This is a genomic window from Nocardioides sp. NPDC004968 (genome assembly GCF_040608935.1).
Lineage (GTDB): Bacteria > Actinomycetota > Actinomycetes > Propionibacteriales > Nocardioidaceae > Nocardioides.
Genome location: NZ_JBEXJF010000006.1, coordinates 70,682 through 94,210, shown reverse-complemented (window position 1 = coordinate 94,210; position 23,529 = coordinate 70,682). Strand labels below are relative to the sequence as shown.

Below are 23,529 nucleotides of genomic sequence, written 5' to 3'. Positions count from 1 at the left end.
CGGTAGGCGAGGTCAGCAGGTCTTCAGGTCCGGGGAGGCGGGGCCTTCGTGGGTGAGCGCGTCGAGGGTGAGGGCGATGGCGGAGGCGCTCATCGGGATGAGCAGGTGGTCGGAGAGGTCGAGGGCGCAGGCGTCCTGGATGCGTACGTTGGTGGTGTTCGGGCCCTCCGCGAGGAAACCGGAGGTGTGGGGCACGACCACCTCGTCGGTGGCGGTGACGATCTGGGTGTAGGAGATGTCGCCCGGGGTCTCGTCGCCGGCGTTCAGGTCGGCGAGGAACTGCGAGCCGGCGGCCTGCTGGGCACACGACTGGCACAGACCGGTGGCTCCGAGCGCGGTCCCGTCCAAGACGATGGTCGTGCCGTGGTTGGAGGGAGCGAGGCCGACGAGGTCCTCGACGTAGGCAGCTCCACCGAGGTTCTTGATGTAGTAGCGCGGCATCATGCCGCCCTGGGAGTGACCGACGAGGGACACCTTGTCGGCGTCGGTGACCTCGCGTACGCGCTCGATGAACTCACCCAGGTGAGCCGCCGAGTCCCGGATGTCGCCAGTCGCGCGGTTGCCGTAGTCGAGCGAGTAGACGCAGAACCCTGCCCGCTTCATGGCCAGCGAGATCGGATCCAGCAGCGAGCGGCGGTCGCCGAAGGTGCCGTGCACGAGGATCACCGGCGTCGGGCGGGCTGCCGACGGCGCGCACGCCCAGTCGTTGGACCCGGCGGGGTCGCCGTAGGGCGAGCCCGGAAGCGGGATCCCGGTCCGGCTCGGCCCCGCCGCAGCGGGGGCAGAGACCGGTGCCAGGACGAGTGCGACAGCAGCGAGAAGACTCAGCAGAAACGGGCGCATGACCGCTTCAACGAGCAGCTGTGATCCGCGTCACGGTCAACAACGCCGAGTCGGCGCGTCATGACGCGCCGACTCGGCGTTGGTTGTGGTCAGAACCGGCCGACTCGGGTCAGTTGGGGTCGGCGGGCGGCGGCGGCTTCTCCGACTCGTCGGTGCACTCGACCTCGTCCTGCGGGATGTAGGTGGTCTTGAAGGTCTCGGTGTCGACCTTCGAGCCCGAACCCGCGTTGTAGAAGTCGCGCCAGACGTTGATCGAGAAGCCCTGGGCGCCGACGGTGTTCTCGCAGTTGCCGTCGGTGATCTTCTGCTTGCCCGGCGACTTGAAGTCGTAGCGCTCGCCGGTGCGGGTCTTGATGTCCCAGATCTTGGTGGACCACATCTCCACGGTCACCGCGCCCTGGCTGCTGCCGCTGGCGGGGTTGACCCAGGAGCGGATCAGGACGCCGTACTTGGTGTTGTTCTTGAACTTGAGGTCCAGCGAGGGCCAGGCGACGGTCGCCTCACGGCCGATCGGGTAGCGGTCGATGTAGAGCGAGTGGGCCTTGTGCTCGACGTCCTGGAGACCGGCGAAGAACATCGCGTTGAACGTGGTCGTCGCCATCTGCGAGACACCGCCGCCGTAGTCCTCGCGGAAGACACCGTTCTGGATCATCCAGCCCTTGGTGAACCCGTTGGCGGCCGTACGCTCCCCGACGATGCCATTCATCGAGAAGGTGTCCCCCGGCGCGAGCACGGTGCCGTTGACCAGCTCGGCGGCGCGGCCGATGTTGACGTTGCGGTATTCGGCGTAGGGGAAGTTGGTGGTGAAGGTCGAGACCTTCTCCTTCACGCCCCAGGCCTTGGCTTCCTCGGTGGTGACCTTCGGCTTGGCGACCTTCGACTTCACCTCGACGGTGCGCTCGCCCTTCGGCGCCGTGACGACGTCGAGGAAGACCGCCTCCAGGTCCTTCTGGTTGAAGGTGACACCCGGCTTGGCGGGGATGACCTTCGGAGTGCCGTTGACCATCTTGATGGTCGCGTCGACCGGCTTCGCGGCGTCGTCGGCGAGGGCCTTCTTGAGCACCTTCTTGAGCTTGCTGGGCGCGACCGAGGCCTGCAGCTCGCCGTCCTTCGGGTCGAACCGGATCGCGTCGCCGAACTCCTTCGGGGACAGCTCCACCGGGGTCTTCTCGAACTTCAGCGTGATCGGCCCGGAGACCGCCGGCGTGGCGACCTTGTCGACCGCCTCCTGGACGTCGGCCTCGTCGACGTCGGGGGTGAGCTCCGCTAGAGGTACGTCGGCCTTGCGGTCGCCCTCGACGAGGAGCTGACCGGCGAGCGCGGTCCGGAGGGCCTCGTCGCTGACGCCCTCACCGGCGACCGGCTGGGTGGTCTTGATCTTGCCCTTCTTGATGACGACGTCGCCGTCCTTGAAGGGGGTGCCGGCGCGCTTGTTCACCTTGGCGGCGACCTTGGCGATCAGCTTGTCGTCGGCCTTGACGACGGGCTCGATCTCGGCGCCGCCGGTGAAGTGCTTCCACAGCTTGACCGGGCTCCAGCTGCGTACGGCGTTGGCCTTCTCGATCGTCGCCTCGGCGTCGAAGCTCAGGCCCGCGTCGGCCGGGTTGACCTCGGTCGTGCTGTCGCCGGCGGTCACGTTGATCGGCTGGCTGTGGGCGGGAGCGAACTTCTGGTCCAGCAGCGGCGTCGCCGCGGCGGCCGTCATGCCGCCGATGTCCACGCCCGCGACCGTGGTGCCTTCGGGGATCTTCTCCCCCGCCACGGCGTACGCAGCAGCCCAGCCGACGAAGGCCAGGACGGCGATGCCGCCCGCGATCGCGGCGGCGACCTTGGTGCCGGTGCCGAGCGGCTTGCTCTCGGCCGCGACCGGCTGGGCGTAGTCGGGCTGCTCGAAGGCGGAGTGGTCGTAACCGGAGTGGTCGAAGCCGGACTGGTCGAAGCCGGGCTGGTCGGCGGGGACCGGCTCGTTCACGACGAACGGCCCGACGCCCATGACGGTCGCCTCGAGCGGCTCGTCATCGAAGTCGGGAGCGTTCTGGGCCTGGTTGTCGAGCGCGATCTCGGTGGCCGCGTCGCTGGCCAGCTCGGGGGCGGCGTCGACCGCGTCCGGCTCCGGGGCGAACTTCCGGTTCTTCGAGACGAACAGGAAGTTGTCCTCCTCCGGCAGCTCGGCGCGCTTCGGCAGCTCCGAGCGCAGCATCGTGCTGCGCAGCAGGGTCTCCTCGGCCGCATCCTCGTCGAAGTCGCCGGCGGGGACCACTCGGGTCGCGCCCTCGGGCTCATCATCGGCGTCGTTCGGAACCGGCTTGGCACCCGTGGACTCGGCAACACGGGCGTCGATCTCGATCTGAGGGATCATGATCGTCTCGATGGCAGCATCGTCCGCGCCAGCTTGGCTGGCGTTGGACCCGGCCGCGTCAGTTTGCTTCGCGGGCTCGGGGGCCTTGGAGGCCTCGGGCTCATTGGACATGCGGGAGAGCCTAGGACCTATACCCCCCTAGGCCGAACCCGTAGCCCATCTTGGGACGTTCGTCACTTCCCGGGGAGGTCCTGATCCGCCCGGGAAGCGACCCTCGACACGGTCGCGGTGGCCACCACGATCATCAGCACGGCCCAGAAGATCATCAGGTACCCCGCCACGTCGCCCGCGACGGCATACCCGCCCGTCGGCCTCGGCGTCGCGGCCAGTGCGACCACGATCGCCCAGGCCGCGGCGTACGCGATCCTCGAGACTCCGCGCGGCAGCACGAGCAGCATCGCCGAGGACGCGGCCAACGCGAGCGGCAGACCCCACCACCAGGGATGAACTGCGACCGCCGCGACCCCGACGACGAGACCGAGGAGAAGACCGGCCCCACAACGAGCCAGGCCGCCGCCGAGCAGCCTCACAACCCGGCGAAGAGGTCAGTCAGGCTGGTCCCGTCGACGGTCCCTTCGACAGTCCCTTCGACGGCTCCCTTGGCGATCCGGAAGTGCTCCTGGGACCACGCGGTCGTACCGAGGCTGTTGGTCATCGCGAACATGCCCTGCTCCATGTCCATCTGGGTGGGGTAGGCGCGCATCGCGGCGACCTTCTGATCGGCGTAGGCGGTGCCGTCGATCGCGGCGGCGATGTCGACGTCGGGAGTGGCCATCGGCAGCGGACCCTCCGGGTCCATCCCGCCGAGCGCGTCCTCGTCGCCGGCCGCGCGGGCCGCCCGCAGCCCCTCGCGGATCCAGCTCTCCGCGATCGCGGTCCAGAAGATCCGGTCGATCTCGTGGGCCTCGCCGAGCTCCTTCTTGTAGGTCGGCACGGCGGCGAGATGGGCGGCGTACGTCGCGACCCGGTGAGCCTGGATGTGGTCGGGGTGGCCGTAGTTGCCGAACTCGTCGTAGGTGACCAGAACCTGCGGGCGCACCTCGCGGATGATCGTGACGAGGTGGTCGGCGGCCTCGTTGAGGTCGGCGTACCAGAAGGCGTTCTCGCGCGCGTCGGGGTCGGGGAGCGCGTGTGTGCGGCCCTCGCTCCAGGTCATCCCGGAGTCACGGTAGTTGCCGAATCCGCCCAGCCAGCGGTGGTCGACCTGGCTGCCGTCGGGTGCCTTCAGGGCCGCCATCGCGTCGTCGATCTCGCCTCGGCGGTGCTCGCCCAGGGCGTCGTCCTGGTCGGCGGCGAGATGGGCGAGGCCGGGGACCAGGATCTCGCCCATCTCCCCGGCCGTGCAGGTCACCAGGGTGACGCGGGCGCCCTCGGCGAGATATCTCGCCATCGTCGCCCCCGTCGCGATCGTCTCGTCGTCGGGGTGGGCGTGGACGAGCAGCAGGCTCTTCTGTGAAGTCACGTTATCGATCCTAGGAGTCGCCCAAGTCGGGGCGCTTGATCCGCTTCGGGTTGTCGGGGAGCTCGACGGGTTCGGGGGCGATCGAGTCGTCCGGTGCGTCCTCGGGGATGTCGAGCCAGCCGTCGTACTCGTCGACCAGCAGCTCCAGGACCATCTCCGGGGCGTCCGTCTCGACCGACCACGGGTGGTCCTCGTCGTCGTCCTCGCCCTGGTAGCGCTCCCTGCTGACCCGGGCCGTCCAGCCCTCGCGCTCCAGCGTCGACGCGGCGGTCCGGGCGTACTCCTCCTCGAAGAAGATGCCGCGCAGAGTGGGCCCTTCGGGCACGCCGAGTACGTGGCGGAGCGCATCGAGGAACGGACGGTCGGGCTCGAGCCAATCGATCGAGTCGAGGTCCTCGGCCGCCAGCCAGAGGACCTGGTCGTGCTCGCGCGGTCTCGGCTCTCCCGCGACCACCCGGGCGGTCGCGGCGATCAGCCTGCCGGCGGTCCCGCCGATGGCCGACTCGCCCTCCATCCAGTCGAGCACCTCGATCAGGCAGCCGAGCTCCTCGCCGATCTCGCGGACGAGGGCCGCCTCGGGCGTCTCCCCCTCCTCGACCTTGCCGCCGGGGAGCTCCCAGCGTCCGGCGGCCTCGGGCGGGGAAGTACGCCTCGCGGCCAGCACCTGCTTGCCGTCGGCGCTGAGGATCGCCGCGGCCACTACGGTCTTGGGGCTGTTCACGTGTGAGATTGTTCCCTAGACACCCGGAAAGTGGTGTCTCTTGGGTACGCTCCAACGCCGTGCCCCGCTGTCTTCTGCTCATCGCCTGCCTGCCCCCGTCCGGGGCCCGATCATGAGCGATCAGCAGTGGCCCCCGCGGCGCCCCGGCGAGCCTCGCCCGCCCTACCGGGGACAGGAGCCCTTCCCCGGCCCGCGGCAGCCCCAACGGCCACCGGCCCAGCCGGGCCGACCTCAGCAGCCGCAGCACCCGGGGCAGCAGCCCCACCCCAGCCAGCAGCGGCCCCATCCGGGGCAGCACCAGCCCTACCCCGGCGGGCAGCGCTACTCAGACCAGCGGCCGTACCCGCCTCAGCAGCAGCCCTATCCGCCGGCACAGCAGCCTTATCCGCCTGAGCAGGATCCCTACGGCCAGCAGCCCTATCCGGATCAGCCCTACCCCGAGCAGCCCTACCCCGAGCAGCCCTACGGGCAGCAGCCGCCCCCGGGGTACCCGCAGGGTTTCGGTCCCGGCCGGTTCGGGCCCGAGCCGCCGAAGAAGCGGCGGTGGCCGAAGGTGGTCGTGGGCCTGCTGGTGCTCGCGCTGGTCGGGGTCGGCGGCTACGGGGCGTACGACTTCTACGACCAGATGCAGAAGTGGGAGCAGACCACGACCGACGACCTGAACGGCGTCGGCAACGACCTGTCGGTGGCCGTGGCGTCGCTGCGCAGCGTCGGCTGGGAGGTCACCGCCGCGGACATCGGGACCTGGCTGGAGCAGCCGGGCGCCTACGGCGACGGCCTGAGGCTGCGTACGCTGCAGGCCGATCCTGCCGGCACAGACGGCAACAGCTTCTCGGTGGCCGGCTATCGGACCTGGCAGGACACCTACGCAAAGCGCGACCACACCACAGTCGTGTGCGCGAACATCACCCTCGCTACCGGGACCCAGAAGCCGTTGAGCGAGTCGATCACGACCTGCCCCGAGGACGTCCCGAAGACGGCCCCGGACGCGGGTCAGACCGACGCCGACGCGAACGCGGGCGGGGTCACCGGTCATCTCGCCGACCTGGCCGTGGAGGCCTCCGAGCAGCGCGCCGCCGGCGCAGCCGAGGGCAAGCTCCTCGAGGTCGCGGCACCAACGAGGCCGGTCGGCAACGTACGCGCCGACTCGACCGCGCTCGTGTGCTCGCCGGGGACGAAGGACCTCGGCGAGGGCGAAGGGTATGACAAGGGCAAGCTGATCCCGGTGCGGCTCTGCGCGGTCGAAGGACTGCCCAACACGGGCACCGAGAGCACCAAGGGCGACCCCTACTACATCGACGGCGCCGAAGGCCTGACCGTCGTCAACGCACGCATCTCCGGGGCCGCGGCGGCGCTGGTCAAGAAGGCCTCGAAGCAGGGGGTCGACCTGGTCGCGGGCAGCTCGTTCCGGACGATGAAGAAGCAGAAGGCGCTGTGCCAGGAGGACGCCACCGGCGGCTGCCCGACCGGTGATTACACGCTCACCGCGCAGCCCGGCCACTCGTCCCACCAGCTCGGCATCGCCATCGACTTCGAACAGCCCAGCGCGACCGGCGGCAAGACCTGCGCGACGCGGGCCTCGGAGCCGGCCAGCGCGGTGTGGAGGTTCCTGAACAAGACGGCGCTGAGCGTCGGGCTGAAGCAGTACTCGGCCGAGGCCTGGCACTGGGACGCGTACGGCGGGAAGGACCGCTGCGCTCCGATGTGACCGCCCGGACTGACGCGTCAGGCGCGCGGCAGCCGAGCCAGCTGACGCGCCTGCGCGACCAGCTTGCCCTCGGAGTCCCAGACCTCGCAGTCCTCCTCGAACATGCCGCCCGAGAGGTTGCGGGAGAAGTGGGTGACCTTGAGCCAGCCCGGCGCCGGCTTGTGGCGGATGTGGCAGGTGAGCTCGAGAGTCGGCGCCCAGCCTGGCAGCTCGAGCCCGAAGGTGACCGGCGGGAGCGCGTCGAGCACCTGCAGCAGCGAGATCGGGTCGGGCTCGCGCTCGTGGTGACGGAACCAGCCGGTGAAGACGGCCTCGCCGGTCGGCGCGGCGCCGCCCCAGACGAACTGCTCCTTCGGCACGCAGAGCTCGTAGCGGTCCAGCATCGGCACGAACTTCTTCATCTCCTCGGGCGCCGTGGTCGAGGAGAGGCACTCATCGAGCGGCGGCAGCTCCGGCTCGGTCGCGGTGACCCGCTCGAAGCCGCTGCTCTTGGCGTGGAGACCGTCGAGGTCCGCGTACGTCGCGGTGGTGGTGATCCGCAGCTCCTCGCCCTGCCACAGCTCGGCGGTCGCGATGGCCAGCGAGCCCTTGTCGCGCTTGGTCTCGACGCGGACCTCCGCCGGCCCGGGGGTGCTCGCGCCGGCGTAGAACGCGCTCAGCACGACCGGGTCCGGGTGGTTCGGCAGGTGAGCTCGCAGGGCGTTGGCGATGACCGCGAGCAGGTAGCCGCCGTTCACACCACCGCCGACCACCCAGCCGGGGGCGAGGTCGGCCGCGTACGTCTTCTGGTCGGTCCTGCGGACCGCGATGTCACGGTCGAACTCAGCCTGTTCGCTATTACCCATGGGTAATAATCTAGATCGGGACCCGATGTGGTGGACGATGGGGGCATGACCGAGACGCCATCGAAGGAGGACCCGCGGCACCCGCACTGGGTCTACGACCACGGCTCCGAGCCGGACCCGCGGTTCACGCTGGCCAACGAGCGCACCTTCCTGGCCTGGGCACGCACGGTGCTCGGCCTGCTCGCCGGTGCGGTCGCGCTGCACTCGTTCCAGGTGCCCACCGCGGAGGGCGTACGCATCGGGGTGGTCGCCATGCTGGTGCTCACCGCGATCCTGTGCACGGTCCTCGCGATGGTCCGTTGGGCACGGGTCGAGCGCGCGATGCGGGAGCGGCGACCGCTGCCGGCCTTCTCCACCGGGTTCATCCTCGCCGGGGCGCTGCTGCTCATCGCGGTGCTCCTCGGCGTCGCGCTCGTCTTCTGAACCATCGGCTGATCCGCGCGTCACGAACGTGAAACATCCGTTCCATACGGTTTCGGCCATGACTGCCCCCACCGTGACGGCACTGCAGCCGGGAACCGGACCGATCAGCTCCTCGACCTACCTCCCTGCCGAGGTCGACAACGTGCTGTGGGGGCGGCTGCCGTGCGCGACGGACTCCCCCGTGCTGAGCATCGCGCCGGGGACCTCGGTGACCGTGGACACGATCTCCCACGAGGGCATCCTCGAGGACCAGGGGCGGGACCCGGAGAGGTTCTTCTCGGCCCACGGCGTCTCGGAAGTCCTCTCCGACGCCGTCGCTCTCGCGGCGTCGGGCTATGAGCGGACCTTCGGCGTCGACGGTCCGCACGTGGTCTCGCGGCCGATCGAGGTCGAAGGTGCCGAGGTGGGAGACCTGCTCGCGATCACGGTGCTGGAGACGCTGCCGCGGGTGCCCTACGGCGTGGTGTCGAACCGGCACGGGCGCGGCGCGCTGCCGGACGAGTTCCCGCGTGGCGACTCGCCGGTGCACAGCGTCTTCACCCCCGTCGTCGACGGACGTGGGGTGATCGGGCCGGCGTCGTTCGCCCTCGACCCGTTCCTCGGGATCATGGGGGTCGCCGTGCCGGGGTCTGAGCGGCCACACTCGGTCCCGCCCGGGTCGCACGGCGGCAACATCGACATCCGGCTCCTCACGGCCGGGGCGACCCTCTACCTGCCCGTCCAGGTCGCCGGGGCGCTGGCCTACGTCGGCGACCCGCACTTCGCGCAGGGTGACGGCGAGGTCTCGCTGACCGCCTTGGAGGCCTCGCTCCGGGCGACGCTCCGTTTCGACGTGGTCGCTCGCGAGGAGGCCGCCACGCGGTTCGGCGAGCTCGCCGGGCCGTTGGCGGAGACCTCGGAATTTCTGATCCCCACCGGGCTCGACGAGTCCCTCGACGTGGCCACGCAGAACTGCGTCCGGGCCGCGATCGCCCTGCTCAGCGCGCGCTTCGGGATGGAGCCGGAGGCTGCGTACGCCTATCTCTCGGCGGCCACCGACTTCCGGATCTCTCAGGTCGTCGACGTCGTCAAAGGCGTACACGCCACGATCCGCAAGGCAGACTTCGCCCTATGACCCCTCGACATGCCGGCGCCCAGCTCAAACCGGTCCCGCACGGGCTGCTGCAGGCCTTCCGGGCGTACGAGAGCGCGCTGATGTCCGACGACGTCGCCGCTCTGGACGCGCTCTTCGCCGACTCACCGACCACCCTGCGCGGTGATGCCGCCGGACTGCTCGTCGGGCACGAGCAGATCTCCGCCTTTCGCGGGTCGCGCGGCGGCGCGCCGAAGCGGCGCATCGTGCAGACCCATGTGCAGGTGATCGACGACGACCATGCGCTGATCGTGGCCGTCACGGAGCTCGACCGCGGCGGGCGCGGTCTGCAGACGCAGCTGTGGGCGCGGGACCCGGTGCGGATCGAGTACGGCGGCTGGCAGGTCACCGCGGCCCATGTCTCGGCGCCCGCGCCGGCCTTCGACACCCGGATCTGGCGGGTCGTCGGGGACCCGCTGGTCTCCTCGCACACCGCCGACGGCGCCCTTTCGGGCGAGACCGTCGCGGTCAAGGACCTCTTCGCGGTCGCGGGCTTCGCGGTCGGCGCCGGGAGCCCGGCATGGCTGGAGCAGGCGCCGGTGGAACCGTCGCATGCCGCCGCCGTCGCCGCGCTGCTCGACGCCGGAGCGTCGGTACGCGGGATCGCGCGCACCGAGGAGTTCGCCTACTCGCTGTCGGGGCTCAACGCCCACTACGGGGCGCCGCCGAACCCGAAGGCTCCCGGGCGGATCCCCGGCGGCTCGTCATCTGGCTCGGCGACCGCGGTCGCCCTCGGCCAGGCCTCGATCGGCCTCGGCACCGACACCGGCGGCTCGATCCGGGTCCCGTCCGCCTACCAGGGCCTCTACGGGATCCGTACGTCGCACGGGGCCGTCTCGCGCGAGGGCCTGCTCCCGCTCGCCAAGGCCTTCGACACCGTCGGGTGGATGACGCGTTCGGCGTTCCTGCTGCAGGCGGTGGGTGACGTACTGCTGCCGGACGCTCCGGCGTCATCATCCGTCTCGCTGGACGAGGTCCACCTGGTGCCGTCGCTGGTCGGGCTCGCCGCGGAGGACGTCGCCACCGCGGTGAACGAGGCGCTGCCCGAAGCCAAGCCGCTGGCCTGGGAGGCGGCAAGGCTGGACGAGTGGCGCCAGGCCTTCGTCATCGGACAGGCCCACCAGGCGTGGCAGGCCCACGGGGCCTGGCTCGAGACCCGGCTCGACACGATCGGCGAGGCGGTGCGCGGGCGGTTCGAGATGGCCCGGTCGGTGACCCGCGAGCAGGCCGCCGAGGCGCGTGAAGTGCTCGCGCAGGCGCGTACGGAGATCCTCGACGTCGTCGGCGACCGCATCCTCGCCTACCCCAGCGCCTCGTCGGTGGCGCCGACGGCGGCCGACGCTGCCGGGGTGCGCGACGACACCATGCGCCTCACCTGCATCGCCGGTATCGCCGGCCTCCCCGCCGTCTCGATCCCCGTCCGCACCCCTGGCAATCTCCCGGCGGGCCTCTGCCTGGTCGCCGCACCCGGCCGCGACCGCGACCTCCTAGCCCTGGCCCAGAGCCTCGCGGGGTAGCGGCCAGGGCGTTACACAAAGGCAACCTGCGTTGCGGACGCCGAAACGATCGTTTCATAGGCTGCAGTGGTGACCATGACGCTCGCCGAGTTCGATGCCCTGCCCGCCGACGCGGCGGAGAGCGTCGTCGCACCCTGTGTCGCGATCCCCTCGTGGGCGGCCGGGCTGGTCGCGGGGCGGCCCTATACGGACCTACCGGACCTGCTCGCCGCCGCCAGGCAGCTGGCCGCGGCCTGGACGGACGAGGAGGTCGAGGCAGCCCTGGCCGACCACCCCAGGATCGGGGAACGGCACACTGGGGACGGCGACAGCGCGGCACTCTCCGCCCGTGAGCAAGCCGGGGTCGACCCTGCCGACGCCGAGGTGCAGGCGCGGCTGAGGGCGGGGAACGCGGCCTACGAGGAGCGGTTCGGGCGGATCTACCTGGTGCGGGCGGCGGGGCGCAGCGCCGAGGAGATGCTCGCGCTCCTCGAGGACCGGCTGGAGAACGACCCGGCTACCGAAATCACGGTGACCAAGGGCCAGCTCGCCGAGATCGCGTTGCTCCGGCTGCGAGGCTTGCTGGCATGACAGGTTTTGGTATGACCACCGTCTCCACGCACGTCCTCGATGCCGCCCTCGGCCGGCCTGCCGCCGGGCTCGCGCTCTACCTCACCCTTCCCGACGACAGCGCGCGCACCGCGACCACCGACGCCGACGGGCGGGTGCGGTTCGACGGCGAGGTGCCGCCCGGGCCGCACTTGCTGACCTTCGCGACCGGCCCCTGGTTCGCCGAGCAGGATCGCGAGACCTTCTTCCCCGAGGTGACCATCGGGTTCACCGTCACCGCCGGCGAGCACCACCACGTCGCCCTCCTGCTCAGCCCGTTCTCCTACACGACCTATCGAGGAAGCTGATGTCGATCACTCTTGGCCCCAACCAGCACGGCAAGGCGGAGGTACGCCTGGTCAAGGTCGACAGGGAAGGCGCACGGCACACGATCCACGACCTGAACGTGTCCACCCAGCTCAGGGGCGACTTCGCAACGGCCTTCACCGAGGGTGACAACGTGCACGTGCACGCCACCGACACCCAGAAGAACGTGGTCTACGCGAAGGCCAAGGAGCTCGGCATCACCTCGCCGGAGGCGTTCCTGCTCGACCTCAGCGCCTACTGGGCCGAGCAGCCGTGGGTGACCGGGTCGGTGATGAAGGCGGAGTCCTACTCCTGGGACCGGATCCCGGCGAACGAATTTTCGTTCGCCCGGCGCGGTCAGGAGACGCGTACGGCTGTGGTCAACAGCTATGGCGAGCGAAGGTTCGTTCTGTCGGGCCTGACTGACCTGGTGGTGCTCAAGTCGACCGGGTCGGAGTTCCACGGCTTCCCGCGCGACCGCTACACCACCCTCGCCGAGACGACCGACCGGATCCTGGCGACCGAGGTCACCGCGTGGTGGCGGTGGGAGAGCCAACCGGAGGACTGGAACGAGGCCTACGACCGGATCCGCGCGCTCATGCTCGACACCTTCGCGGAGGTGCACTCGCTCGCGCTGCAGCAGACCATCTACGAGATGGGCAGGGCCGTGATGGAGGCCTTCGAGGGGATCGCGGAGTTCAAGATCTCCTGCCCCAACAAGCACCACTTCCTCGTCGACCTCTCCCCGTTCGACCTCGAGAATCAGAACGAGGTCTTCTTCGCCGCCGACCGCCCGTACGGGCTCATCGAGGCGACCCTGCAGCGCGACGGATCGACCGAGCCGGACGCCTGGGCCTCAGTACCTGGGTTCGCGTGACCCGCATGACCGTGAGCACAGCTCGGGTGGACCAGCGGATCGACCGGCGGATCGCCGCGAACTACCAGACGCTCTCGCCCCAGGAGCGCAAGGCGGCCGACACGCTGCTCGAGCATCTCGACGACCTGGCGACCTACCGCGCGGCCGAGCTGGCCTCGCTCGCGGAGGTGTCCAAGGCGACGATGAGCCGGCTCTTCCGGTCGCTGGGATTCGACGGCTTCGACGAGGTACGCGATCACCTGCGTGGGCTGCGTACGGCCGGCGAGCCGCGACGGGTCGAGGGCGCTCCGGACCTGAGCGCCCACGCAGAGGGCGAGGCGGCCGCGATCGCGCGGGTCGTGGAGCAGGCCGGCATCGCCGAGGCGATCGAGGCCATCGCCGGCGCGAGCGACGTGATGGTCACGGGCTGGCGCAACTCCTACCCGGTCGCGCTCCATCTGCGCCAGCAGCTCACCCAGACCCGCGAGCGGGTCACGCTCGCGCCCGCTCCGGGCCAGGTCATCGGCGAGGAGCTGGCCGAGCTCGGTGAGGGCTCGGTGGTGGTCGCGGTCGGGCTGCGGCGCCGGCCGCCAGGCTTCGGCGAGTTCGTCGACGCCGCCGCGTCCTCCGGGAGCACCGTGATCGTGATCGCCGACCCGACCGGAACGGTCCACCTCGGCCGTGCCGACATCGCGCTGGAGTGCCCTGTCCAGGGCGCTCTCGCCTTCGACTCCCTGGCCGCGCCGATGTCGCTGGCGAGCGTGCTCGCCGACGGCGTACTCCACGAGCGGGGACGGGCCGGACGCGACCGCGTATCGACCATCAGCGCCACCTACGACCGGCTCCACGAGGTCGAGTGATGCCTGGGAGCAGAATGGCAGTAGGACATCGATCCGGGGGGATCTTATGAGCGACACCATGTGGTTGGAGCAGGCGATCGCACTCGCCGTGCGCAACGTCAACAACGGCGGTGGCCCGTTCGGGGCAATCATCCTTCGCGAGGGCATCCTGCTCGGCACGGGCCAGAACCGGGTCACCCGCGACCTGGACCCGAGCGCTCACGCCGAGATCGTCGCGATCCGGGCCGCCTGCAAGGAGGCCGACAGCTTCTCGCTGGCCGGCTGCACCCTCTACACCTCGTGCGAGCCCTGCCCGATGTGCCTGGCGACCGCGCTGTGGGCGCGTCTGGACCGCGTCGTCTACGCGGCCGACCGGGACGACGCGGCCAAGGGCGGGTTCGACGACCGCGCCTTCTACGACCTGTTCGGGACCGGCCGCGCCAACGAGCACCACGACTGGCCGACCCGCGTCGACGAGCTGCGGATCCCGCAGGCGTACGACCCGTTCGACGCCTGGCTCGCGAAGCAGGACCGCACGGACTACTGACCTGCCGAGGCGTCACCCCCGTCGGCCGAGGCGTCACGTACGTCGGCCAAGTTGGCATCAGATTGCCCACTCAGCCGACGGGAGTGACGCTTCGCGCGACGTACGTGACGCCTCGGCGCTACCGGGTCGTCATCCCCATCCGCTCCAGCGCGACCGACTCCAGGAGCTGGACGAGGTTGTAGAGCACCAGGGTGACCACGGTGATGATCGCGACGGCTGCCCACAGGTCGTCGAAGCGGGCGGCGGCGGGGAACTTCTGGATGTTGCCGCCGATGCCCTTGCCGGTCGAGAGCCACTCGGCCAGCAGCGCGCCGGTCACGGCGCCGGGCACCGAGACGCGGGCGGCGGCAAAGATCGACGGGAGCGCGCCTGGCAGCGACACCTTCCGGATCGCGGTGAGTCGCGAGCCGCCGTAGACGGCGACCAGGTCCAGCGACTGCGGCGAGGCCTGCGAGAGGCCGAACAGGACCGCGGCCAGCGCCGGGAACAGCACCACGATGATCCCGAGCACCACGACCGATGCTGTCGAGGCGCGGCCGGTGATCAGCATGACCACCGGAGCGATCGCGACCAGGGGTATCGAGCGCAGCAGCAGCGCCAGCGGCATCACGCCGGCCTCGACCGTACGCGACAGGTTGAACAGCACCGCCGCCACCACCGCGAGCGCCATCCCGGCGAGGAAGCCGAGCGCGGCGTCCTTCAGGGTCACCCAGGTCAGCGGGAACAGCTCCGCCCGGTGGGCGGCCGCGTCCGGCCCCGTGAAGAGGTGGTCGAGGACGTCCAGCGGCCCCTTGGCGACGAACTCCGAGACGCTGGAGAACGACACGAACGCCTGCCAGAGCACGACCACGATCGCCAGCGCGGCGACGGTGTGCAGCACCGGCCCCAGGACCGCCCGCGACAGACCCCGCGACAGACCCTTGGCACCCGACCTCATCCGGACCTCCCAGCGACCCACGGCGTCACCAGACGCGAAACCAGCCCCAGCAGCAGGTAGCCGGCCAGAGCGACCAGAGCGCAGACCAGGAAGACGGCCCAGAGCCGCTCCGGGTCGGGCTTGCCCTGCAGGACGATCAGCGTGCGCCCGACGCCACGGTCGGTGGATCCGAGGTACTCGCCGAGCACGGCACCGAGGATCGCGGTCGGCACCGCGATCTGCAGCGCGTTGAGGATCGCCGGCACGGCCGCGACGAGGCGTACCTTCACCAGCTGGGTCCACACCGACCCGCCGTAGACCCGCACCACGTCGAGCGAGGCGCGATCGGCCGACTTGAACCCGAGCACGGCCCCGACGACGGTCGTGAAGAAGACCATCAGCGCGGCCAGGAAGATCGACGTCTTCGACGGGTCACCGGGCTGCTCGGCGCCGCCGAGGACCACGATCGAGATGCCGCCCACGGCGACCACGGGCAGGCAGTACGTCGTCACCGCGATCTGCATGATCATCGGCTCCAGCCACGGCACCAGCAGCACCAGCGAGGCCAGCAGCAGGGCGATCAGGTTGCCCCAGAGGAACCCGATCGATGCCTCCATCAGCGTCTCCCGGAGCACGCCGTCCCAGAACGCCGACGGGCCCGCGGCGGCCATCTCGGATAGGACCGTCCACGGCGGCGGCACCGGCGTGAACCCGGTGCCGGGGTCGGGCGGGAACCCGGCCACGGCCACGACCGCCCACAGCACGAAGAGGGTCACCACGCCGATCAGACCGGCCAACCAGCCACCCAGCTGTTGACTCAGTCGCATCAAGACTCCGCCTCGGCACGCCCGTCATCACCGAAGAGCAGCTCGGAGGCCCGGTCGGCCAGCGCGTGGAACTCCGGCGTACGCATCATCTCGGGCGTACGCGGCCGGGGAAGGTCGACCTCGATGATCTCCTTGATCCGGCCCGGTCGCGGTGACATCACCGCGACCCGGTCGGAGAGGAAGATCGCCTCGTTCACGCCGTGGGTGACCAGCAGCGTGGTCGCCGGCTTCTCGGTCCAGATCCGCAGCAGCTCCAGGTTGAGGTTCTGCCGGGTCATGTCGTCCAGCGCGCCGAACGGCTCGTCGAGCAGGAGCACCGACGGCTTCAGCGCGAGCGCCCGGGCGATCGAGACCCGCTGCCGCATCCCGCCGGAGAGCTGCGCGGGGCGGGCCTTCTCGAAGCCCTCCAGCCCTACGAGCTTGATCAGCTCGCGGATGTAGGACATGTCGGAACGCCGCCCGGCGACCTCGAAGACGAGCTTGATGTTGCCGACCACCGAGCGCCACGGCAGCAGCGCGTGGTCCTGGAACGCGATCCCCAGCTCGGAGTCACGCCGCAGCTCGGCGGGAGCCTTGCCGTCGACGTACGCCTCTCCGCTCGTCGGCGTCTCCAGGCCCGCGAGGATCCGCAGGATCGTCGACTTGCCGCAGCCTGAGGGCCCCAGCAGGGCCAGGAACGAGCCCTGGTCGGTGTGGAGCTCGGTGTCCTTGAGCGCGGTGACGGCCTTCGACCCGGAGCCGAAGACCTTGCTGATTCCGGAGATGTGGATGCCGGTGCCGCCACCGGTCTCCGCCGTGGGAGCACCGGCATCCATGAGCTTGTCCTGAGTCATGACTACTTCAGGTAGTCCTTGAGCTCGGGGTTCTCCTCGTAGATCTCGTCGATGATCGAGGTGTCGAAGAGGTCCTCGACCGAAATCTCCCAGCCGGCGGCGGCGAGCGAGTCGACGGTCTGCTGCTGGAGCTCCTCGGAGATGGTGAAGAGGCCGTTCTCCTCGGTCTCTGGCGTCGAGATCAGCTTCTGCGACTCCTCGAGACCACGCTTGGTCTTGACCGGGTCGAGCTCACCGAAGCTGGCCTCGAGACCGTCGGAGTCGCTGGCCGCCTGGTTGTAGTGGGTGGTGACGACCTTGACCACCTCGTCGCTGGGGTTCTTGAAGGTCTCGGTCCAGCCCTTGATCTCGGCGGTCAGGAGCGCCTTGAGAAGGTCGCGGTTCTCGGCGAGGTACTGGTCGGTGACGGTGTAGGTCTCGGCGACGTACGGCACGCCGTTCTCGGCGTAGGGCAGGTTGGTGACCTCGTGGCCGGCGAGCTCGACGGTGATGGACTCGTTGGTCAGGTAGGCCATGAAGCCGTCGACCTGGCCCTTCATCAGCGGCGTCGGGTCGAACTCGACCGGGACGACGGTGATGTCGTCCTTCTTCTCCTCCAGGCCGTTGGCCGCGAGGATCGCCTTGAAGACGTTGACGTTGGAGTCCTGGACGCCGATCTTCTTGCCCTTGAGGTCGGCCGGCGTCGCGATGTTGCCGCCGTCCTTGAGCGAGAGGATGGTGAACGGGTTCTTCTGGAAGGTGGCGCCGATGATCTTCAGCGGCGCCTCCTGCTCGGCGATCGCGGAGCCGACCGAAGCGGCGTCGTTGATGGCGACCTGGACCTTGCCGGAGAGCAGCTTGGCGACGCCGGTGTCGGGGCCGGAGATGCCGTTGACAGCGTCGAAGCCGGCTTCCTCGTAGTAGCCCTTGTCCTCGGCGTAGAACTCGCCGGCGAACTCTTCGTTCTTGATCCAGGAGTACTGCATCGAGATGGTGCCGAAGCCCTCCTCGCTGCTGCCTTCTTCGGAGTCGGAGCCGCAGGCGGCCAGGGTGGTGGCGGCGACCAGGGTCAGGAGGGCCGCGGCGGCCCGGCGTTGAACTGACTTACGTCGCGAGGTCCGAGAGGCGGGGGTAGACATCGAAACGAGTTCCCTTCGAGGAGTGTCACGCATAGGTTTCGGGGACCGTAGCGAGCGGAGGTTTCAGGGGCTGGCACTGGCGTTTCGGCGTTGTAACGACCCTTTCAAGACGAAACTCTCGAACGGGGCGTACGGTCCCGAGACACGGCGTCCGCTGGACAAGAATGCCGTGGCTGTTGTCTAGTTACCCGACGCGCTCGGACGCGTCGCGTGTGCGGTCTGCCACACCGGATCCGCCGTTATCGGTTCGTGATCGGCTCGAGACCTTTCGGTGACCAAACCGTCAGGTCGTACGCCGCAGCAGCGGTGGGTGCAGGTGCTCGGCGGAGCCCCGGCGGAAGAGCTGAGCCGGCCGGCCACCGTCGCGGGTCGTCGTGGTGCCCGTGGGCTCGAGGAAGGCCTCGGTCTTGGTGACCTTGCGATGGAAGTTGCGGGGGTCGAGGCGCTCGCCCCAGACGATCTCGTAGACCCGGCGCAGCTCGGCGACGGTGAACTCCTCGGCACAGAACGCCGCGCCCAGCGGTGAGTACTCCAGCTTGGAGCGGGCGCGCTCGACGCCGTCACGCAGGATCGCGGCGTGGTCGAAGGCGAGGCCGCCGCCGGCCAGGAGCGAGTCGACCGGCCACCACTGGGCGTCCGCCGCGTCCGAACCCGCAGCGGGCACCGGCAGGTCGGGCGCCAGCGCGAGATAGGCGACGGTCACGACCCGCGTCCGCGGGTCCCGCCCCGGAGAGCCGTACGTCGCCAGCTGCTCGACATGGACGCTGCCCGGCCGGATGCCGGTCTCCTCCGCGAGCTCGCGCGCCGCCGCCTCCTCGAGGCCCTCGTCGTCGAGGACGAACCCGCCCGGAAGCGCCCAGGCGCCGACGAACGGCTCGATGCCGCGGCGTACGACCAGGGCGCAGAGCGCGTCGTCACGAACGGTGAGCACGACGAGATCGACGCTCACGGCGAACTTGGGGCACTCCACGTGGCAGACCCTAGATGATCGAGCGGTGCACCCGGGCGTGCCAGGCGCCGAGGATGGTGGCGAGCCCGATCAGGATGCCGGCGAGCAGCAGGCCGCCGCCGGTGTGCCACAGCAGCATGCCGGCGCCTGCGAAGGCACCGAGCAGGATCAGCAGGACGGTGATCACGCGCCGCGCGGTGCCACCGCCACGGAAGGACGCCTTGCCGGAGCCGATCGGCGAGTCGGCCGCGAGGCCCGTGATCGTGCTGGTGACGACGACGGTGGTCACGTCCTTGACCGCGATGTGGCGAGCGGCCGCGGCCTGGGTGCCCATCGCGACCGCGGCGAGCGTGGTGGTCGTGATCATCACCGCACTCGAGGGCTCGTCGCCGGTGACGAAGAGCAGCCCGGCCAACACCAGCATGACCACTGCGACCAGCGAGAACAGCATGGTCGTACGCGCGCTCCAGGCCTGCTTGTCGGCCTTCAGCACCCGCCCGCCCAGCGCGGCGCCGGCCATGAACCCGACCAGAGCCAGCGCCGGCCCGAGGACCGGCAGGCCGGTGTCGCCGACCAGCGCCATGCCGAGGATGACCACGTTGCCGGTCATGTTGCCGGTGAACACCTTGTCCAGACCGAGGTAGCCGACGGCGTCGTTGATGCCTGTGGTGAAGGTGAGCACGAGCATCAGCCACAGATGCATGCGGTCGGCGGGGATGGTCTTCAGCAGCGAGTTCACCCGCGCATTGTGCCGGACCTCGATCAGCCCTCGGCGATCGCTCCCGCGGCCGCGGCGAGATCGGCCACACCGGCGGCGAGCTCGTCCGGCCGGTCGGTGGCCAGATCCAGGTGGAAGCCGAACAGCGACGAGTCGACGAGCGTGACGATCCGGCCGGCACGCTCGGGCGGCGCGCCACAGGCGGTGATGTAGTCGCGCAGCGCGGCGTACCACAGCTCGTTGGTCTCCCGGACGACCGAGCGATAGGGCTCCATCCCGATCAGCCCGGTCGCGGCCGCCTGCAGGTAGATCTGCAGACAGCTGTGCAGCGGCTCGGTGCGGTAGGCCCGCCACAGCGCATCCACCCCGGCACGTACGTCATCGGCCGGCTCCAGCGCCGCGACCGCCGCGACCGAGAGCTCGTTGGTGCGGGCCACCACCGCGGCGACGAGCTCGTCGCGACCGCCGAAGTGGTAGATCAGCATCCGGTCGCTGGTGCCGATCGCCGCCGCCAGCGGACGCAGGGTCAGCCCGATCAGCCCGCGCTCGAGCACGTGGTCGACCACCTGCCCGAGGAGCTCCTCCTTGCGGTCCATGAAAAGCATTATGCCCAACATGTAGCGACTGCTACATTTGGCATGATGTAGCAGTCGCTACATGCGCCTCAGGAGGACCCGAAGATGTACGCCGCCATTCTGCTCGTCGCCGCCATCGCGATCGAGGTCGTCAGCACCGCGCTGCTCCCGCGCACCGAGGGCTTCCGCAACCTCGGCTGGTCGGTCGCCGTCCTGGCCGGCTACGGCGCCTCGATCTGGCTGCTCTCGGTGGTCGTGGAGCGGATGCCGGTCTCGGTGGCGTACGCCATCTGGTCAGGCCTCGGCACCGCGCTGGTCGCCGGCATCGGCGTGATGTTCCTCGGGGAGCACCTCACCGCCGCCAAGGCCGGCTTCCTGGCGATGATCGTCGTCGGCGTCATCGGGCTGAACCTCTCCGGCGCCCACTGAGCCGATCGGGTCAGACCGCGGCCGCCGCGGCCCTGCCCGCCGTACGTCCTGAGAACAGGCAACCGCCGAGGAACGTGCCCTCGAGCGCGTTGTAGCCCATCATCCCGCCGCCGCCGAAGCCCGCGACCTCGCCGGCCGCGTAGAGCCCGGGAAGCGGGGTGCCGGCGGCGGTCAGGCAGCGGCCGGACAGGTCCGTCTCGAGCCCGCCGAGGGTCTTGCGGGAGAGGATGTGCAGCTTGACCGCGATCAGCGGGCCGGCCTCGGGGTCGAGGATCCGGTGGGGCTTGGCGGTGCGCTGCAGCTTGTCGCCGCGGTAGTGGCGGGCCGCGTACAGCGCGGTGATCTGGGCGTCCTTGGTGAAGTTGTTGGCGATCTCGCGGTCGCGGGCCTCGAGGATCCGGCGCAGCTCGCTCTCGTTGATCTGCGGGCCGGTCGGGTCCTTCTCGGCGAGGCCGTTCATGCCGTGGACCAGCGCGGTGAGGTTCTCGGCGACCACGAAGTCCTCGCCGTGCTCCATGAAGCTCTTCACCGGGCCGGGGCCCTTGCGCGCCCGCTCGGCGAGCAGCTTGAGGTCCTTGCCGGTCAGGTCGGGGTTCTGCTCCGAGCCGGAGAGCGCGAACTCCTTCTTGATGATCTTCTCGGTCAGCACGAACCAGGAGTAGTCGTAGCCGGTCTGGCGCAGGTGCTTGAGCGTGCCGAGGGTGTCGAAGCCGGGGAAGAACGGCGCCGGGAGACGCTTGCCGGTCGCGTCCAGCCACAGCGAGGAGGGGCCGGGCAGGATCCGGATGCCGTGGTTGGCCCAGATCGAGTCCCAGTTGCGGATGCCCTCGACGTAGTGCCACATCCGGTCGTCGTTGATGATCTTGGCGCCGGTGGCTCCGGTGATGGCGAGCATCCGGCCGTCCACGTGCGCCGGGACGCCGGAGACCATCGACTTCGGCGGAGTGCCGAGGCGGGCCGGCCAGTGCTTGCGGACGAGGTCGTGGTCACCGCCGATGCCGCCGGAGGTGACGATCACGGCCTGGCCGCTGAGCTCGAAGTCCTCGACCTCCGTGCGCGAGGAGGCGTGGCCGCGCTCGATGTCGCTGGGTTCGAGCACCTTGCCGCGTACGCCGACGACGGCCCCGTCCTCGACCACGAGATGGTCGACGCGGTGCCGGAAGGCGAAGGTGATCCGGCCGGTGTCGGCGTGGGCGCGCACCCGCCGCTCGAACGGCTCGACCACGCCCGGCCCGGTCCCCCAGGTGATGTGGAAGCGCGGCACGGAGTTGCCGTGGCCGTCGGCGCGGCCGTCGCCACGCTCGGCCCAGCCGACGACCGGGAAGATCCGGTGGCCCATCTGGCGCAGCCAGGACCGCTTCTCGCCCGCCGCGAAGTCGAGGTACGCCTCGGCCCAGCGTCGCGGCCACAGGTCCTCGTCACGGTCGAACTGGGCGGATCCCATCCAGTCCTGGAGCGCCAGCTCGGGTGAGTCCTTGATCCCCATCCGGCGCTGCTCGGGGCTGTCGACGAGGAAGAGCCCGCCGAGGCTCCAGAAGGCCTGACCGCCCAGCGACTGCTCGGGCTCCTGGTCGACCAGGAGAACGCTCTTTCCGGCGTCCGCGACCTCGGCCGCTGCTGCCAGGCCGGCAAGGCCGGCTCCTACCACGATCACGTCGGCGTGCTTCGTCATGTAGGCAGATCCTGCCACCATAACTACCCGCGAGTACATGGAACCTGTCGCCCGACCGTTCCGTCAGGTGGACAGTTGTCGGACTCGCGCCCCGAAGCGACCGCCGATCGGTGTCCGAGCGGATAGATTTTTTGATCGTGATCGACCCCAAGGTGATGGCCAAGAGGCAGCAGAAGTGGGTCCAACGCGGCATCGACCGCACCGAGACCTGGCTGGGCCGTAGTGGCAGCAGACTCGGTCCGCTGATCCCGCACATCGCCACCGCCGGGGTGCTCACCGGGGACGAGGACCACGGTTGGGTCCCTCAGGGCTTGGCGTACTCCCCCGAGGCCGAACTGCTCCTGCAGGGCTACCACGGCGACAAGCTCGGCTCCGCGCTGGCTCTGGTCGACCGGCCGTCGGGCGAGCTCATCAACGCCGTCTATCTTGGCGGGCCGAAGGGCAGCGTCAGCGGCCCGGTCAACGCCGGCGGCGTCGCGGTCATCGGCGACGAGGTCTACGTGTGCCGCGAGGGCAACCCGCCCCGCCTCTACCGCTACTCACTGACCCAGATCGTCCACGCCGAGCCGCTCTCGACCGTCTCGACCGTCTCCCCGCTGGTCGCGCTCGCCGCCGGCTCCTACCTCGCCGCCGCAAAGGACCTGCTCTACGTCGGGTCGCACGCGAACAACCGCCTCTACAAGTACATCCGCAAAGACGACACCTGGCAGATCAAGACCCCGATCGGCGTACGCACCCCCGTCGGCACCCAGGGCGTCGTGGTCCGGGAGGAGGAGTACGTCTTCAGCGTCAACCGCGGCCCGGCCCGACGCAGTCAGCTGGTCGTGCAGGACCGAGTCACGATCCGGCCCCGTGCCGTGCAGTCGCTCCCCAACCTGGCCGAGGGCGTCGCCGAGGTCGGGGACGAGTTCTTCGTGACCTACCAGTCGGGCGCCAGGCTCTACTCCCGCGGCTCCTCCCGAGGCCAGACCTGGCCCTCGGCCCACATGACCTGCACTCCCCTGGCCAAGCTCGGCCTGGAGCCGCGGAAGTCGGCAGACTCCCTCTGATCAGGCCGGCCAGTCGGTGATGTCGGCGTACTCGTCGCCGTGCCGCTTCAGCCACCCCGCGACGTACGGGCAATGCGGAATGATCCGCTTCCCCTTCGCCTTCACGTCGGCCAGCGCGAACGCCACCAGCTTCGAGGCGAGCCCCTGCCCGTTGTAGGCCTCCTTGACCTCGGTGTGCAGGAAGTCCACATGCTCGTCGTCGGGCAGCCGATAGGCCGCCAGCCCCGCAACGGTCTCGCCGTCACGGATCTCGTAGCGATGCCTGGCCGGGTTCTCTACGTACTCGATCTCGCTCAC

Annotated in this window: 26 protein-coding genes; 11 read left to right on the top strand and 15 right to left on the bottom strand. The window is 70.0% G+C overall.

Features of this window, described 5'->3' with window-relative positions; all coding sequences use genetic code 11:
- Positions 1–12 precede the first annotated feature (12 nt).
- The 5 genes from ABZU72_RS09355 to ABZU72_RS09335 form a co-directional block, all read right to left on the bottom strand.
- On the bottom strand, positions 13–843 hold the full coding sequence (locus ABZU72_RS09355; protein WP_355018586.1) for an alpha/beta fold hydrolase: 831 nt from the start codon (positions 841–843) through the stop codon (positions 13–15).
- Between the two features lie 109 nt (positions 844–952).
- Complete coding sequence (locus ABZU72_RS09350) at positions 953–3,313, bottom strand: VanW family protein (protein WP_355018585.1); 2,361 nt, start codon at positions 3,311–3,313, stop codon at positions 953–955.
- A gap of 62 nt (positions 3,314–3,375) precedes the next feature.
- The gene (locus tag ABZU72_RS09345; RefSeq protein WP_355018584.1) at positions 3,376–3,732 is read right to left on the bottom strand and encodes a hypothetical protein; all 357 of its coding nucleotides are present in this window, start codon (positions 3,730–3,732) and stop codon (positions 3,376–3,378) included.
- Entirely contained in the window at positions 3,729–4,664 is a 936-nt protein-coding gene (mshB, locus tag ABZU72_RS09340) for an N-acetyl-1-D-myo-inositol-2-amino-2-deoxy-alpha-D-glucopyranoside deacetylase (RefSeq protein ID WP_355018583.1), read from the bottom strand. Before mshB ends, ABZU72_RS09345 begins: the two co-directional genes overlap by 4 nt.
- 10 nt (positions 4,665–4,674) lie before the next feature.
- On the bottom strand, positions 4,675–5,385 hold the full coding sequence (locus ABZU72_RS09335) for a (deoxy)nucleoside triphosphate pyrophosphohydrolase (RefSeq protein WP_355018582.1): 711 nt from the start codon (positions 5,383–5,385) through the stop codon (positions 4,675–4,677).
- Between the two features lie 112 nt (positions 5,386–5,497).
- Between ABZU72_RS09335 and ABZU72_RS09330 the strand changes: the two genes are divergently transcribed.
- The gene (locus tag ABZU72_RS09330) at positions 5,498–7,093 is read left to right on the top strand and encodes a D-alanyl-D-alanine carboxypeptidase family protein (RefSeq protein ID WP_355018581.1); all 1,596 of its coding nucleotides are present in this window, start codon (positions 5,498–5,500) and stop codon (positions 7,091–7,093) included.
- A 17-nt stretch (positions 7,094–7,110) separates the two neighbouring features.
- On the opposite strand, the gene ABZU72_RS09325 is transcribed toward ABZU72_RS09330, so the two are convergent.
- The gene (locus ABZU72_RS09325) at positions 7,111–7,938 is read right to left on the bottom strand and encodes a thioesterase family protein (protein WP_355018580.1); all 828 of its coding nucleotides are present in this window, start codon (positions 7,936–7,938) and stop codon (positions 7,111–7,113) included.
- Positions 7,939–7,983: 45 nt separating this feature from the next.
- Between ABZU72_RS09325 and ABZU72_RS09320 the strand changes: the two genes are divergently transcribed.
- The 8 genes from ABZU72_RS09320 to ABZU72_RS09285 all read left to right on the top strand — a co-directional run bounded on the left by ABZU72_RS09320 (position 7,984) and on the right by ABZU72_RS09285 (position 14,146).
- On the top strand, positions 7,984–8,361 hold the full coding sequence (locus ABZU72_RS09320; RefSeq protein ID WP_355018579.1) for a DUF202 domain-containing protein: 378 nt from the start codon (positions 7,984–7,986) through the stop codon (positions 8,359–8,361).
- A gap of 58 nt (positions 8,362–8,419) precedes the next feature.
- Positions 8,420–9,475 (top strand): acetamidase/formamidase family protein, encoded by a 1,056-nt coding sequence (locus tag ABZU72_RS09315; protein WP_355018578.1) that lies wholly within the window; start codon positions 8,420–8,422, stop codon positions 9,473–9,475.
- Positions 9,472–11,010, top strand: coding sequence for an AtzH-like domain-containing protein (locus ABZU72_RS09310; protein ID WP_355018577.1), 1,539 nt, complete (start codon positions 9,472–9,474; stop codon positions 11,008–11,010). Before ABZU72_RS09315 ends, ABZU72_RS09310 begins: the two co-directional genes overlap by 4 nt.
- Positions 11,011–11,085: 75 nt before the next feature.
- Complete coding sequence (uraD, locus tag ABZU72_RS09305; protein ID WP_355018695.1) at positions 11,086–11,580, top strand: 2-oxo-4-hydroxy-4-carboxy-5-ureidoimidazoline decarboxylase; 495 nt, start codon at positions 11,086–11,088, stop codon at positions 11,578–11,580.
- A gap of 11 nt (positions 11,581–11,591) precedes the next feature.
- Complete coding sequence (gene uraH, locus ABZU72_RS09300; protein WP_355018576.1) at positions 11,592–11,906, top strand: hydroxyisourate hydrolase; 315 nt, start codon at positions 11,592–11,594, stop codon at positions 11,904–11,906.
- Positions 11,906–12,781 carry a factor-independent urate hydroxylase gene (gene pucL / locus ABZU72_RS09295; RefSeq protein ID WP_355018575.1) on the top strand — a complete coding sequence of 292 codons (876 nt, stop codon included), beginning with the start codon at positions 11,906–11,908 and terminating at the stop codon, positions 12,779–12,781. The genes uraH and pucL overlap by 1 nt, the downstream gene beginning before the upstream one ends.
- Positions 12,782–12,786: 5 nt before the next feature.
- A complete protein-coding gene (locus tag ABZU72_RS09290; RefSeq protein ID WP_355018574.1) occupies positions 12,787–13,620 on the top strand; it encodes a MurR/RpiR family transcriptional regulator in 834 nt (277 codons plus the stop codon).
- Between the two features lie 46 nt (positions 13,621–13,666).
- A complete protein-coding gene (locus tag ABZU72_RS09285) occupies positions 13,667–14,146 on the top strand; it encodes a nucleoside deaminase (RefSeq protein ID WP_355018573.1) in 480 nt (159 codons plus the stop codon).
- Between the two features lie 118 nt (positions 14,147–14,264).
- Here ABZU72_RS09285 and ABZU72_RS09280 read toward each other — a convergent pair whose 3' ends face one another.
- From ABZU72_RS09280 to ABZU72_RS09250, 7 genes are all read right to left on the bottom strand, one after another.
- On the bottom strand, positions 14,265–15,083 hold the full coding sequence (locus tag ABZU72_RS09280) for an ABC transporter permease subunit (RefSeq protein ID WP_355018572.1): 819 nt from the start codon (positions 15,081–15,083) through the stop codon (positions 14,265–14,267).
- Positions 15,080–15,889 (bottom strand): ABC transporter permease subunit, encoded by an 810-nt coding sequence (locus tag ABZU72_RS09275; protein ID WP_355018571.1) that lies wholly within the window; start codon positions 15,887–15,889, stop codon positions 15,080–15,082. Before ABZU72_RS09275 ends, ABZU72_RS09280 begins: the two co-directional genes overlap by 4 nt.
- On the bottom strand, positions 15,889–16,722 hold the full coding sequence (locus tag ABZU72_RS09270; RefSeq protein ID WP_355018570.1) for an ABC transporter ATP-binding protein: 834 nt from the start codon (positions 16,720–16,722) through the stop codon (positions 15,889–15,891). Before ABZU72_RS09270 ends, ABZU72_RS09275 begins: the two co-directional genes overlap by 1 nt.
- A 2-nt stretch (positions 16,723–16,724) precedes the next feature.
- Positions 16,725–17,840, bottom strand: a complete 1,116-nt coding sequence (locus tag ABZU72_RS09265; protein ID WP_355018569.1) for an ABC transporter substrate-binding protein — start codon at positions 17,838–17,840, stop codon at positions 16,725–16,727.
- 283 nt (positions 17,841–18,123) lie between these two features.
- On the bottom strand, positions 18,124–18,810 hold the full coding sequence (locus ABZU72_RS09260; RefSeq protein ID WP_355018568.1) for an NUDIX domain-containing protein: 687 nt from the start codon (positions 18,808–18,810) through the stop codon (positions 18,124–18,126).
- Positions 18,811–18,820: 10 nt separating this feature from the next.
- Positions 18,821–19,528 carry a YoaK family protein gene (locus ABZU72_RS09255; protein WP_355018567.1) on the bottom strand — a complete coding sequence of 236 codons (708 nt, stop codon included), beginning with the start codon at positions 19,526–19,528 and terminating at the stop codon, positions 18,821–18,823.
- A gap of 23 nt (positions 19,529–19,551) precedes the next feature.
- Positions 19,552–20,103: a TetR/AcrR family transcriptional regulator gene (locus ABZU72_RS09250; protein ID WP_355018566.1), complete on the bottom strand. Its 552-nt coding sequence runs from the start codon at positions 20,101–20,103 to the stop codon at positions 19,552–19,554.
- Positions 20,104–20,187: 84 nt separating this feature from the next.
- On the opposite strand from ABZU72_RS09250, the gene ABZU72_RS09245 reads away from it, so the two are divergent.
- On the top strand, positions 20,188–20,511 hold the full coding sequence (locus ABZU72_RS09245) for a multidrug efflux SMR transporter (RefSeq protein ID WP_355018565.1): 324 nt from the start codon (positions 20,188–20,190) through the stop codon (positions 20,509–20,511).
- Positions 20,512–20,521: 10 nt separating this feature from the next.
- Here the strand turns inward: ABZU72_RS09245 and ABZU72_RS09240 are convergent, their stop codons facing one another.
- A complete protein-coding gene (locus tag ABZU72_RS09240) occupies positions 20,522–22,183 on the bottom strand; it encodes an FAD-binding dehydrogenase (RefSeq protein ID WP_355018564.1) in 1,662 nt (553 codons plus the stop codon).
- Positions 22,184–22,320: 137 nt separating this feature from the next.
- On the opposite strand from ABZU72_RS09240, the gene ABZU72_RS09235 reads away from it, so the two are divergent.
- Positions 22,321–23,232, top strand: coding sequence for a hypothetical protein (locus ABZU72_RS09235; protein ID WP_355018563.1), 912 nt, complete (start codon positions 22,321–22,323; stop codon positions 23,230–23,232).
- On the opposite strand, the gene ABZU72_RS09230 is transcribed toward ABZU72_RS09235, so the two are convergent.
- Positions 23,233–23,529 (bottom strand): GNAT family N-acetyltransferase, encoded by a 297-nt coding sequence (locus tag ABZU72_RS09230; RefSeq protein ID WP_355018562.1) that lies wholly within the window; start codon positions 23,527–23,529, stop codon positions 23,233–23,235. It abuts the gene before it with no gap.

Bases quoted from the DNA above. Each gene is read 5' to 3' on its own strand.
- ABZU72_RS09355 (WP_355018586.1), bottom strand. From the start codon at position 843: ATGCGCCCGTTTCTGCTGAGTCTTCTCGCTGCTGTCGCACTCGTCCTG.
- ABZU72_RS09245 (WP_355018565.1), top strand. From the start codon at position 20,188: ATGTACGCCGCCATTCTGCTCGTCGCCGCCATCGCGATCGAGGTCGTC.
- ABZU72_RS09275 (WP_355018571.1), bottom strand. From the start codon at position 15,889: ATGCGACTGAGTCAACAGCTGGGTGGCTGGTTGGCCGGTCTGATCGGC.
- ABZU72_RS09285 (WP_355018573.1), top strand. From the start codon at position 13,667: ATGAGCGACACCATGTGGTTGGAGCAGGCGATCGCACTCGCCGTGCGC.
- ABZU72_RS09320 (WP_355018579.1), top strand. From the start codon at position 7,984: ATGACCGAGACGCCATCGAAGGAGGACCCGCGGCACCCGCACTGGGTC.
- ABZU72_RS09290 (WP_355018574.1), top strand. From the start codon at position 12,787: ATGACCGTGAGCACAGCTCGGGTGGACCAGCGGATCGACCGGCGGATC.
- ABZU72_RS09325 (WP_355018580.1), bottom strand. From the start codon at position 7,938: ATGGGTAATAGCGAACAGGCTGAGTTCGACCGTGACATCGCGGTCCGC.
- ABZU72_RS09350 (WP_355018585.1), bottom strand. From the start codon at position 3,313: ATGTCCAATGAGCCCGAGGCCTCCAAGGCCCCCGAGCCCGCGAAGCAA.
- ABZU72_RS09240 (WP_355018564.1), bottom strand. From the start codon at position 22,183: ATGACGAAGCACGCCGACGTGATCGTGGTAGGAGCCGGCCTTGCCGGC.
- uraD (WP_355018695.1), top strand. From the start codon at position 11,086: ATGACGCTCGCCGAGTTCGATGCCCTGCCCGCCGACGCGGCGGAGAGC.
- ABZU72_RS09270 (WP_355018570.1), bottom strand. From the start codon at position 16,722: ATGACTCAGGACAAGCTCATGGATGCCGGTGCTCCCACGGCGGAGACC.
- ABZU72_RS09330 (WP_355018581.1), top strand. From the start codon at position 5,498: ATGAGCGATCAGCAGTGGCCCCCGCGGCGCCCCGGCGAGCCTCGCCCG.
- ABZU72_RS09315 (WP_355018578.1), top strand. From the start codon at position 8,420: ATGACTGCCCCCACCGTGACGGCACTGCAGCCGGGAACCGGACCGATC.
- uraH (WP_355018576.1), top strand. From the start codon at position 11,592: ATGACCACCGTCTCCACGCACGTCCTCGATGCCGCCCTCGGCCGGCCT.
- ABZU72_RS09280 (WP_355018572.1), bottom strand. From the start codon at position 15,083: ATGAGGTCGGGTGCCAAGGGTCTGTCGCGGGGTCTGTCGCGGGCGGTC.
- ABZU72_RS09265 (WP_355018569.1), bottom strand. From the start codon at position 17,840: ATGTCTACCCCCGCCTCTCGGACCTCGCGACGTAAGTCAGTTCAACGC.
- ABZU72_RS09250 (WP_355018566.1), bottom strand. From the start codon at position 20,103: ATGGACCGCAAGGAGGAGCTCCTCGGGCAGGTGGTCGACCACGTGCTC.
- pucL (WP_355018575.1), top strand. From the start codon at position 11,906: ATGTCGATCACTCTTGGCCCCAACCAGCACGGCAAGGCGGAGGTACGC.
- ABZU72_RS09310 (WP_355018577.1), top strand. From the start codon at position 9,472: ATGACCCCTCGACATGCCGGCGCCCAGCTCAAACCGGTCCCGCACGGG.